General features: G+C 41.0%; 9 protein-coding genes. 8 read left to right on the top strand and 1 reads right to left on the bottom strand.

Going from position 1 to position 12,237, the window contains the following annotated elements; genetic code table 11:
• Nucleotides 1-343 precede the first annotated feature (343 nt).
• From DFR58_RS03465 to DFR58_RS03480, 4 genes are all read left to right on the top strand, one after another.
• Nucleotides 344-1,423 (top strand): ABC transporter substrate-binding protein, encoded by a 1,080-nt coding sequence (locus DFR58_RS03465; RefSeq protein ID WP_242987376.1) that lies wholly within the window; start codon nt 344-346, stop codon nt 1,421-1,423.
• A 38-nt stretch (nt 1,424-1,461) separates the two neighbouring features.
• A complete protein-coding gene (locus DFR58_RS03470; protein ID WP_114296420.1) occupies nt 1,462-2,418 on the top strand; it encodes an NHLP bacteriocin system secretion protein in 957 nt (318 codons plus the stop codon).
• Nucleotides 2,419-2,479: 61 nt separating this feature from the next.
• Nucleotides 2,480-4,594 carry an NHLP family bacteriocin export ABC transporter peptidase/permease/ATPase subunit gene (locus DFR58_RS03475; RefSeq protein ID WP_114296575.1) on the top strand — a complete coding sequence of 705 codons (2,115 nt, stop codon included), beginning with the start codon at nt 2,480-2,482 and terminating at the stop codon, nt 4,592-4,594.
• A 26-nt stretch (nt 4,595-4,620) separates the two neighbouring features.
• Nucleotides 4,621-7,329, top strand: a complete 2,709-nt coding sequence (locus DFR58_RS03480; protein ID WP_114296576.1) for an NHLP bacteriocin export ABC transporter permease/ATPase subunit — start codon at nt 4,621-4,623, stop codon at nt 7,327-7,329.
• Nucleotides 7,330-7,392: 63 nt separating this feature from the next.
• On the opposite strand, the gene DFR58_RS03485 is transcribed toward DFR58_RS03480, so the two are convergent.
• Nucleotides 7,393-8,313 (bottom strand): helix-turn-helix transcriptional regulator, encoded by a 921-nt coding sequence (locus DFR58_RS03485; protein WP_114296421.1) that lies wholly within the window; start codon nt 8,311-8,313, stop codon nt 7,393-7,395.
• A gap of 191 nt (nt 8,314-8,504) precedes the next feature.
• On the opposite strand from DFR58_RS03485, the gene DFR58_RS03490 reads away from it, so the two are divergent.
• The 4 genes from DFR58_RS03490 to DFR58_RS03505 are packed head-to-tail and all read left to right on the top strand — an operon-like array spanning nt 8,505 to nt 12,219.
• The gene (locus DFR58_RS03490; protein ID WP_114296422.1) at nt 8,505-9,257 is read left to right on the top strand and encodes an IclR family transcriptional regulator; all 753 of its coding nucleotides are present in this window, start codon (nt 8,505-8,507) and stop codon (nt 9,255-9,257) included.
• Nucleotides 9,258-9,275: 18 nt separating this feature from the next.
• Nucleotides 9,276-10,307: a sialidase family protein gene (locus DFR58_RS03495; protein WP_242987377.1), complete on the top strand. Its 1,032-nt coding sequence runs from the start codon at nt 9,276-9,278 to the stop codon at nt 10,305-10,307.
• 2 nt (nt 10,308-10,309) lie between these two features.
• Nucleotides 10,310-11,227, top strand: a complete 918-nt coding sequence (locus tag DFR58_RS03500) for a dihydrodipicolinate synthase family protein (protein WP_341457378.1) — start codon at nt 10,310-10,312, stop codon at nt 11,225-11,227.
• A gap of 17 nt (nt 11,228-11,244) precedes the next feature.
• Nucleotides 11,245-12,219: a tripartite tricarboxylate transporter substrate binding protein gene (locus DFR58_RS03505; protein ID WP_207659111.1), complete on the top strand. Its 975-nt coding sequence runs from the start codon at nt 11,245-11,247 to the stop codon at nt 12,217-12,219.
• Nucleotides 12,220-12,237 lie beyond the last annotated feature (18 nt).

Below are 12,237 nucleotides of genomic sequence, written 5' to 3' on the forward strand. Positions count from 1 at the left end.
CATGGAGGATATAACTTGATGGAAGAAATTTTTTTGACCCGTAAGGAATACATCTAAGAAAAGTGAATTTATGCTCGCGCCCTAGAGACATTTCCCCCAAATTCATCTTTTCGTTGCTATTAAAAATTTCTGTAAGCAATTATATCCTCTATGTTTGTAAAATCTTTATCGCGTCCTATATAATACGTTGAAGAGGAAAGGTTATTACAGAAAAATGTAATACTTTTTTATGTTAGTCGTACTAAATATAAATCTATAATTAAAAAGCATATTATTAATTCATAAAAGAAAAGGTAGTGGGGCTATGTTTAAAAAAATCCGGCAAATCAGTATTTTTAGTATTATGGTTTTACTTTTGTGTACGGGCTGCACTCAAGCTGAAAAGCCAGAGGATATAGTCATAGGAGTAGTATGGCCGTTTGCTGCAAATAACAACTTATTTAATGAAGGGATTGATCTTGCTGCCAAGGAGATTAATTTAAGCGGAGGAATTAAAGGCAGAGAGCTTAAACTCCTTAAAGCAGATGATAACTCCGAGCTTGAAAGGGGTATGTCTATAGCGCAATCTTTTGCTGACAATAAAAAAATTCAAGCGGTTATTGGCCATGATAATTCTTTCATATCTATTCCTGCCTCTGCTACTTATAATAATGCGGGGCTGGTCATGCTGTCTCCCGCTTCAACGGCACCGGAGCTCACCCAAAATGGCTATCCGCATATTTTTCGCAGTATTCCTTCAGATGATGAAATAGCAAGACAACTGGCAATTTATGCTGCCAAACAAGGCTTCCGGCGGATGGTTATTTATTATTCTGAAAATTCCTACGGCACCGGATTGGCAAATTCCTTTGAAGACCATGCCAGAGCTCAGGAAATAACCATTGTTGATCGCTTTAATTACTATACCGGCTTAGATAATTTAAGACGCTTACATGCCAAATGGCAAGCCTATGGATTTGATGGGATTTTTATAGCTGACACTTTGCATGAAGGAGGACAGTTTATTTTTGACGCCGGACAGGCGGGTATTAATGTACCTTTTATTGCCGGTAATGCGCTGGACTCTCCTTCACTCTCTAAAATAGGGGGTAAGGCAGCAGAGGGTACAATTGTCGGTTCAGTATTTAATCCTTATATGGATCGGCCTGAAGTCAAGAAATTTGTTTCTGATTTTTCAAAAGAATACAAACAAATGCCCAGTACTTATGCCGCACTAGGCTATGACTCGGTAAAAATGCTGTCTGCTGCCATAGAAAGCTCTGACTTAAATAACCGTTCAACAGTCGCCAAAGGACTGATGGAATTGGGAAAATGGGCAGGCGCAACCGGAACGCATGAATTTAATGCCAATGGAGATGAGACAGGTGATCTGGTAGCGCTTAAAAAGCTGCAAGCGGGAAAGTTTAAATATCTGGAAAAGTAGCTTTATTATTTTACTTTTGCAAAATGGAGGTTATAAATATGAGTCAAAATTTATTTCGTGAAAAATCTTTGGAGAAATTTTCATCTCCTGAGCAACTGGATGAACTAATAAAAGTGACCTCCCCAAGAGCTTGGCTTGCTCTGATAGCAATTGGATGTATTCTGCTGAGTGCCATTACATGGGGATTTTCAGGCAGTATTGCTACCCAAATAGAGGGTCATGGTATTCTGCTTAACAATGGAGGCGTATTTTCTATACGGCATAATACCTCCGGGCAGGTGGTTGATATCAGGTTTAAGCTTGGAGAGATGGTTAAAAAGGGGGATGTCATTGCAAGGATTGAAGTACCTCAACTTATCGAGGAGATAAATAGTCTGAGAAATACCCTCCAAGAAATGGAAAATAATGGAGAAGATGATTCGTCTAAATATAAATCAATAGAAACTCACGTGCTTGAACTTCGTGGAGAATTAGATTATAAGTCTCAAATCGTATCTCCAATTGATGGACGTATTTTAGAATTGAATATTAATAAAGGAAGTATTATTCAACAAGGGGAGCCCCTTCTTGCACTTGAGCAATATGGCGGAACGGTCAAGCTAGAAGCTGTGATTTATGTTTCTGCTGAACAAGGGAAAAGAATTCAGCCCGGGATGGAAGCTCATATATCGCCTGTAATTGTAAATAAGGAAGAGCATGGCTTTATGTTAGGAAGAGTTATGTTCGTCTCTGAATATCCAGCTACAAATCAAAGTATGATGAAAACTCTGAACAATGAAAATCTGGTTTCCCTGTTGGCGGGACAAGGTGCCGCTCTAATGGTTCAGATTGATTTGATTCCTGACAGCAGCACTGAAAGCGGTTATAAATGGTCAACTCCTAAGGGCTCTCCAATGCCCATTCCCAGCAGTACTCTTATTCAAAGTGCCGTAATTATCAATAGAGAAAAGCCGATAGGCAAGGTCATACCATTTTTTAAAAGTGTAGTTCATTAAAGGCGGGGGAGGTAATAAGGTGAAAAAGAACAGAAGAACCAGAGTTCCAACTGTCCTTCAGATGGAAGGCGTTGAGTGCGGGGCAGCATCTTTGGCAATGATCTTAGCGTTCTTTGGTAAATTTATACCGCTTGAGGAACTAAGGATAGCTTGTGGAGTATCACGGGATGGCAGTAAAGCAAGTAATATACTGAAAGCAGCTAGAAAATATGACTTAGAGGCTAAGGGCTACCGTAAGGAACTGGAGAATTTAAAAGAAATGCCAATGCCATTGGTTATTCATTGGAATTTTTGCCACTTTTTAGTGCTGGAGGGCTTCGGTAATGGGAAGGTATTTTTAAACGATCCGGCTTCGGGCAGACGCATTGTAACAGAAAAGGAATTCAGTCAATCCTTTACAGGAATAACCTTATCTTTTTATCCTACACCGCAATTTCAAAAGGACAGAAAAAAACCCAGCCTTATTTCAGCATTAAAAAACCGTATTAAGGGCTCCGAAACTGCTTTAATATATATCATTCTTGTAGGGCTGGCCTTAGTAATTCCGGGACTGGTTGTTCCGGTGTTTTCCAGAATTTTTGTGGATGATATACTGCTTGGAGGGAAAGATTCCTGGGTCATTCCCCTTCTGTTTGGTATGGGCTTGACGGCAGTCTTGAGGGGGATTTTAACCTGGCTGAAGCAATTTTACCTTTTAAGATTAGAAACTAAAATTGCCATTGCTACATCAAGCCAGTTTTTATGGCATATTTTAAGGTTGCCGGCGGAGTTTTTTTCGCAGCGCTTTGCCGGGGATATAGCTTCTAGGATGCAGAGCAATGACAAGGTAGCAAAGCTGTTGTCAGGCCAGCTGGCTACAACCGCCTTGAATTTAGTGATGATTGTTTTCTATTTTGTATTAATGTTACAATATAACGTGATTTTAGCCGTTGTAGGGCTGGCTATTGCACTCATCAATGTTTTATATTTAAGAATGGTTTCTGCCAAAAGAATTGACCAGAATCGAAGGCTGTTACAAGATCAAGGCAAGCTGGTCGGTGCAGGAATGGCAGGCCTGCAAATTATAGAGACTTTAAAAGCCACAGGTTCAGAATCTGATTTCTTTGCCAAATGGTCGGGCTATCAGGCAAAGGCGTTAAACTCTGAACAGGAAATAGGGGTTTCTTCTCAATTTTTAACAGTATTTCCGACTTTCTTAACCGGAATAAATAACACAATTATTCTTACTCTGGGCGGCTTTTTAATTTTGCATGGACAAATGACAATTGGTATGCTGGTTGCATTTCAAAGCCTAATGACTAGCTTTATGGATCCGGTAACAGAAATGGTAGGTCTGGGAGCCGAGCTTCAGGAAGTGGAGGGAGAGATGAATCGATTGGATGATGTATTAAAATATCCTATTGATTCACAACCTGACGGGGAACGGGAGAATATAGCTCCCAATCTCGGGCAAAAGCTTGAGGGCTTTGTGGAGCTTAAGAATATAAGCTTTGGATACAGCCCCTTGGAGCCTCCATTGATTGAAGATTTTAGTCTGGCACTCAGGCCGGGCCGCAGGGTGGCTCTCGTTGGGGGCTCCGGCAGCGGAAAATCAACAGTAGCTAAAATAGTAGCTGGAATTTACCCGCCATGGTCGGGGGAGATACTATTTGACGGCCAACCACGATCAGCGTTTCCCAGAGCTGTTATAAATAATTCCTTAGCCATGGTAAATCAGGAAATAAGTATATTTCAGGGGACGGTGCGAGACAACATTACTTTGTGGGATGAGACTGTCTCCGAATGTGAGATGATTCAGGCCGCCAAAGAGGCATGTGTTCATAATGATTTTACTGCTCGGCCGGGAGGGTATGACCATCCGGTGGAGGAGGGCGGCAAAAACTTTAGCGGAGGCCAAAGGCAAAGGCTGGAGATAGCAAGGGCTTTGGTTCAAAACCCGACAATTATCATCATGGATGAAGCCACCAGTGCCTTAGACCCTTTAACAGAAAAAATTGTGGATGAAAATATTCGCCGCCGAGGCTGTACCTGTATCATTGTAGCTCATCGCCTAAGTACCATCCGGGATTGCGATGAAATTATCGTAATGGAAAGGGGAAAGATTGTGGAAAGAGGAACCCATCAGCAATTGAAGGATGTTGATGGAATTTACGCTAAGCTAATTAAAAACGGTTGATTTCAAACAGAGTGGGTGAATATTTTATGAGTGTTATAAAAATTTTTAACAAAGAAGGTATCCGTTTTGCTATTGATGGCAGCAAGCCTAAGCTTCTGGATGATCCCGGATATGTATGGATAGTTGAACAAGGGAGAATTTCAATTTTTCTAACGGCGCTGACAAAGGATAACACAGCAGGAGCAAAAAATTTCTTATTTGAAGCTAACGAAGGAGAGCTGCTTTTTGGCATTGCTTCTGAAGGCTTCCCCGATAAAAAAGGTTTTCTGGCCTCCGGGCCTGCCGGCTGCAGCTTGATACGTCTCGAGGTAAGCCGGCTTATAAAGCTGTCAGAGGAAGATAAATCTGAACAGGTTGTAAAAATGGTGGAGCAATGGCTAAAGGTCTTGGCTAAAGTAGGTAAAAGAGAAGATTTATCACTGGAGGAAAGTGCTTCTACCGAAGAAGTGATATCTAAAGGGTATGAATATTTAAATAACCCTTTAGTCAGGGAGAAATATCATAGACTGGTTCTTGAGCTGGCCTCAGACATTTGGGAAAAACAAAAGCAAATGGAAAAAATCCGTTTGCAGAAGAAGGAAAGATGTGACAGACGGCTAATAGACAACTCTGTCTCTAAACTCGCATCAATTAACACAAAAGAGAAAACAATAGTTTTGGAGGAAGAAAGTGGAGATAGTTTGCTGGATGCTTGCCGTTTGGTTGGCCAAAGCATTAATATTAAGATTGTCCCACTTCCTAAAAGCAGTACCGAGAGTCAAAGTGGAACACAATTAGAGGATATTGCCAGAGCCTCCCACATCAGAACAAGAGAAGTAGCTTTAAACGGAGAATGGTATAAACAAGACAGCGGCCCAATTTTGGGTTACATGAAAAAGGACGGCAGACCGATTGCTTTAATACCGGCATCGCCTTCCAGATATATATTGCATGACGTTGCTTTAGGAATAAAAAAGGTGGTGGATGAGGATACTGCCACAGAAATCAAAAATTTTGGCTTCATTTTTTACCGCACCTTTGAACAAAAGAAAATTACGCTTCGGGATCTTGCATATTTTGGCTACCAAAGCTTCTGGAAACGGGATTTAATAGTGATAATGCTTATGGGTATCTTAGGAGGCATATTAGGAACAGCAATTCCTCTGGCAACGGGGATAATTTTTAGCAGAACCATCCCTGAAGGTGAAAGTAATCAGTTGTTGCAAATTGCTTTTTTTCTGGGAGCAAGTGTTATGGCAATGATGATCTTTCAATTTGTACGTTCTCTTGCCACATTGCGCATGGAAGGTAAAATGGACGGCTCTATTCAGGCTTCTGTTTGGGATCGCTTAATAAGCCTGCCTGTGCCTTTTTTTAAACAATTTTCTGCAGGAGAATTGGCTATGAGGGCTATGGGTATAAGTCATATACGTATGGTTCTGTCGGGCGTTACTTTAAATACTATTTTATCATGCATTTTTTCTGTTTTTACATTTGCTTTGCTTTTTTACTATGATTCCAAGCTGGCCGGAATAGCTGCAATACTGGTGGCACTGGCCATGGCTGTCATGGTTTTATTAGGTTATCGGCAGGTATTCTTTGAGCGTAAGGTATTGGATGTATCAAATAACATATCAGGTATTTTGCTTCAGCTGATTGGCGGAATAACTAAATTCCGTATAGCCGGAGCAGAAAACAGAGCCTTTCACCAATGGGCAAAAGTGTTTGGAGAACAACGGAAGTTAAGCTTTAAAAGCAAAACCCTGCGCAATTGGCTTATAGTTTTCAATGCCTTTCTGCCTATCCTGTCAAGCATGATTATTTATTATACTTTGACTTCATCCAATGCTTCTTTGTCACCCGGACAATTTATTGCTTTTAATTCAGCTTTTACTGCTTTTATGTTTTCCATGGTATCCTTATCGGAATCATTAGTCAATGCAAATATAGTTATTCCATTATATCAAAGAGCAAAGCCCATATTGGAAACCTTGCCGGAATATGATAATGCCAAAATAAACCCCAAGCCACTTACGGGTTCTATTGAAGTCAGCCATATATCTTTTCGCTATACGGAAGATGGACCCTTTGTATTGAAGGATATCTCCTTTCAAATTGATGAGGGTGATTATGTGGCGTTGGTAGGCACCTCTGGCTGTGGCAAATCAACATTATTCAGGATTTTATTGGGTTTTGAAAAGCCGGAGACAGGGGTAATCTATTACAATGGGCAAGACCTGTCTAAAATAGATATCCGTGCTGTACGCAAGCAGTTAGGTGTTGTACTGCAAAATGGGCAGCTCATGTCCGGAAGCATATTCGACAATATAGTGGGGGCTAATCCGGCCCTCACTATAAATGATGCATGGGAAGCGGCCAGAATGGTTGGAATTGAGGAGGACATAAAGGAAATGCCTATGGGTATGCATACCTTCATCAGTGAGGGTGCCGGTACAATCTCAGGAGGGCAAAAGCAACGTATAATGATAGCCCGCGCAATAATCAATAAACCCAAAATTATTTTTTTCGATGAAGCTACCAGTGCTTTAGACAATCGCACCCAAGCCATTGTCAGTAAAAGCCTTGATCACATTCAGGCTACCAGGGTGGTTATTGCGCATCGTCTGAGTACAATTATTAACTGCAATAAGATTATTGTTATGGATCAGGGAAGGATTGTGGAGAGCGGGACTTACCAAGAGCTTATGTTGAACAAAGGGATTTTTGCCGACCTTGCTAAAAGACAGTTAGCTTAGCGTCCTTACATGGGGGACAGAGAAATGTCCCCGATTTTTTAATAATTGATGCATACAACACATTCAGAATGATTTTTTATTTTTAGAAGCAAGGGAACTAAAATGATTTCGATAATCCTTTGGTGTATAATCCATCATTTTCTTAAATACGGAGCTGAAGTAATTACTGGAGGAAAAGCCCAATGAATACGCCAGATCCGTAATACTTATATTGGTTTGGGTTAATTCCTTTTTTGCGTATTCCAGCTTTTGAAGAGTAATATATTCTGCTGGAGTAATCCCTACTTCATCCTTAAATTTTACTTTAAACCGGGAGAGGGAATACCCGGATGCGTCTGCTAAATCGCGAAGGCTAAGCGGCTCTCTGATATTCTGATTCAAATAGGTGATTGACTGATGAATCCCTTCATTAATTGCTTTTATCTGGGAGTCCATGATGGGAGTCAGATACTGAAGACTGAATAAAAAACAGGTCAAAAACTGTATGCCTACCTGAATGGAGGAAGCTGTCATATCGGAAAAGAAGGTAAAAGCAGTTCTGAGATATTGCAGATGACTGTGCCCTAACCGTAAATGGCGGTGTTTCAGCGTCAATAATTCGCGGCACAGTGTATTGCTGTATTTTTTATTCAATCCAAGCATTTCATCCGGATTATGCGTCATAATCTGAAACGCATAAAACTCACAGGGAGATTGCGGCTGGTTTCCATTTCCGTGTATTTCAAAAGGAAAAGTCAGAAAAGCTTCATTGCCTGTATAAATATAATTGTTAATAACACCTTCTTTTTCAATCTGGGAATACCGTTTTCCTTTGATCATGCAATGGATTTCCAGAATATTAGAGTGGTAATGCATGGGACAAGGCGCAGGAGAAACCGTATAGCTCCAATAAGTAAAATTGCCTAGTGCCGGAACCTGATGCCTGTCCCTTGTTATAGTTTTATTTTGCTTGGTCCAGGAAAACTGGTCAAAAAGCTCGTACATAATTTATCTCCTATTCATATCTGCCATTTCTTAAACCTATTCGTATTATTCCATACTTTTTAACTAAAATCAAGAAAAAGTATAAAATCGTACTGAGAATGATTTTGAAAGCATGATAGGGAAAATTCTATTATACTAGACTTATCTAAAAAAGGAGAACGTCGTTCTATAATATAGAAAACAAAAAGTATATGAAAAAAGAAATCAAGGTTACCAGCTTAAAAAAAGCAGTTGATGTTCTGAACTGCTTTACCCAAAAGCCCAAGCTTGGCGTGACACAAATCAGTAACATGACGGGATTATATAAGAGCAATGTTTACAATATTCTATCCACTTATGAAGCTATGGGATATCTGGAAAGAGACAATGAGACAGGGAAATATAAATTGGGATTAGGAATTTTTACCTTAAGCAGGGCTTTGGGGGACAGCTTTTGTATCACAAAAGTGGCGCTGCCGTATATGCAGGAGATGGCAAATCAGACAAGGGAAAGGATATATTTGGGAATACCTCATGAAGACGAGGTGGTTTATCTGGAAGCATTATACCCGGCAGGCGAAATGAATCTGATGCGCTCCCTGTTAGGAGAAAGGGCAAAAATGTATTGTACCGGGATAGGGAAGGCAATGCTTGCCTATCTGCCTGAAGAAAAGATAGAAGAATATTGTAACCGGCCCTTGCCGGCATTTACGGAAAACACAATAACGGATTCGGAAGAATTAAAAAGAGAATTAGCGCGTATCAGAAAAAGTGGATATGCCATTGATTGTATGGAACATGAATTTGGAATTAAATGCATTGCAGTTCCTGTTTTTGACAAATCGGGAGCGGTATGCGCAGCAATCAGTATCAGTGGTCCTTCCCTAAGGTTTACAAATGAAAGAATAGAGGAACTATATGAATTGCTGAAGACGAATATAGCAATGATCGTGGAAAGAATTTAGAAAGATGAGGATGAATAAGTGGGTAAGTACCTATCCGAAGGAAAAAAGAAGCTGGTTTTTCCAGCAGGCTCCATGGAATTTCATATATGCCATGCTTCCAACATATGCAGCCTGAAGAATGGGAGCCTAATTGCCGCATGGTTTGCGGGTGAGAAAGAGGGAAGCGATGATATTGCGATCTGGGGCTCCCGTCTGGAAAAAGCAAGGTGGAGCAAGCCTGTAAAGATAGCTTATGATCTGGAAGAGCCGCATTGGAATCCCGTGCTTTACCAGAAGGACAACGGGGATGTACTTTTGTTTTATAAAATAAGCAGAAAAATCAGTGAATGGCATACTAAAGTAAAGGTATCCCATGATTTTGGAAATACATTTTCAGAATCAGAGGAATTAGTACCGGGAGACCGTGGAGGAAGAGGCCCGGTTCGTTGTAAAGTGGTTACACTTTCCGATGGAAGTATGCTGGCAGGAAATTCTATAGAAACAGGTATCTGGACTGCATATGCAGACCGCTCTGTTGATGGTGGAAAAACGTGGACTCTTAGCAATGCTATTACTATTGATGTGGAATATCATGGGGAAAATACAGCTGAGAATAGTGATATCGAGGTATCGGCACAATCTTTTTACGGAAGAGGTGTTATTCAACCCACCCTTTGGGAATCGGAGGAGGGACATGTGCATATGCTTCTCCGAAGTACGGAAGGCTTTATATACCGTTCGGATTCATCGGACTTTGGCTGCACATGGAGCAAGGCATACGCCACACAGCTTCCCAATAATAATAGTGGGATTGATGTGGTAAAGTGTGAGGATGGTCTTTTAATCCTGTGTATGAATCCGGTACCGAAAAACTGGGGCCCAAGAACTCCAATTGTATTATTGACATCGGAAGACAATGGATACACATGGCAGCAGGAAGCTGTTTTGGAAGATCAGGCCGGTGAATATTCTTACCCATCCATTATATCGACAGGCGATCAGGTACATGTTACGTATACCTATGATCGGCAATCGATTGCTTATTGGAATTTTTATCGAAAGGAGGTGTAATAATGATGAACAATGACTTTCCGGGTGGTGTTTGGCCGGTAATGCTCACACCTTTTACAACGGACAGCAAAGTGGATTATCCTGCGCTTGAAGGGCTCATAGAATGGTATATTGCAAATGGAGTTTCCGGCTTGTTTGCCGTATGCCAGTCAAGTGAGATGTTTTTTCTTGATTTAGAAGAACGTATTGCCGTTGCGGAATTTGTAAAAGAGAAAGCTGCCGGAAGGGTTCCGGTTATTGTTTCAGGCCATATATCAGACACACTGGAAGGGCAAGTGCATGAATTGACAAGGATTGCAGAAACAGGAGCGGATGCAGTCATTCTGATTACCAACCGGCTTGCTAAACAGGAAGAAAGCGAAGATGTATGGATCGCAAATCTGGAAAAAGTGCTGCAGCAGCTTCCGCCGGAACTGAAGCTGGGATTTTATGAGTGCCCGTATCCTTACAAACGGATTCTCAGCAAAAAAGCAACCAAATGGTGCGCGGATACCGGCCGCTTTTACTTTTTAAAGGATACCAGCTGTGATATTAAAAATATTTCGGATAAACTGGCGGCTTGTGAAGGAACTAATCTGAAGCTGTACAATGCAAATACAGCTACTTTGTTAGAGTCCTTACAATTAGGATCAGCGGGCTATAGTGGTGTTATGGCAAATATGCAGTGCAGATTATACCATAAATTAACATCAGATTATACAAAAGAGGATTTATCGGGATTATCGGATATGCTAATATTAAGTGCGTTAATTGAATACCAGTGTTACCCGGTAAATGCAAAGTACTATTTGCAGCAGGAAGGTCTTAAAATGCAAACGGTGTGCAGAACAAAGAGCCACACGCTGCTGACAGAAACGTTCCGGAAAGAAATGGCGGTATTAAAACGGATTACTGAAAAGTTGGAAAAAGAATATTTATAAGTATCAGGAGGGATTTTATGTATAGGAAATTAATGTTGATTGTTTTATGTATTGCAATGGTAGCAACTATGGTAACAGGATGTGCGGCAGGAAAAGGCGGAAAATATCCTGCGAATAATATTGAAGTAATTGTTCCAAAGGGGGCAGGAGGTGGAACAGACACTTCCACACGCGGGTTGCTCACATATATGGAAAAAAATCTGGAGGGCGCAAAGTTCAACGTAACCAATAACTCCGATGGGGGAGGCATTACCGGCATGATAGCTACAGCTGGAGCTAAGCCGGATGGCTATACATTAGGTGCAGTTACTGTAGAGTTGGATATGTTCTGCTTCCAGGGAAAAACAGATTTGACTTTTGAAAAATACGATGCGATTGCCATGCCGATTGCAGCACCGGCAGCATTAATTGTACAGGCAAACGCGCCATATAATTCTATTGATGAATTTGTAGCATATTGCAAGAAAAGTCCGGGAACTGTGCAGGTGGGAAATTCGGGCAGCGGAGCTATTTGGGATATTGCTACCTATCTGGCTGAAAAAGAATACGGAATATCTGTAACACATGTTCCATACCCCAACGGAACAGCTGATATTGCGGCAGCATTAACGGGTGGACATATTGATGCTACCTTTGCGGATCCTTCCAGTTTTATGACTCAGATTGAAGCAGGAAGCATAAAGTGTCTTGGAGTTATGGCAGCAGAACGTACCAGCCTGCTTCCGAACGTACCTACTTTTAAAGAACAGGGACATGATTTAGTGGTTCGTGCATGGGCAGCTTTGGTAGCGCCAAAAGGAGTGGAAGCAGAAAAACTGAAGATGCTCCGTGATGCAGCAAAAGCAGCTTTGGAATCAGATGAATGTAAACAATACTTTAAATCACAGGGTATCGATCCGGTTGCCTATATCGGTGATGACGCATATAAGATCATGAAGGATGATTACGATATGTATAAAGAAGTATTTGAAACCTATGACTTTGGCCAATAAGGGCAGAAATTAAGCAAG

Origin of the sequence: Anaerobacterium chartisolvens (assembly GCF_003337415.1) — a bacterium.
Classification (GTDB): domain Bacteria; phylum Bacillota; class Clostridia; order Acetivibrionales; family DSM-27016; genus Anaerobacterium; species Anaerobacterium chartisolvens.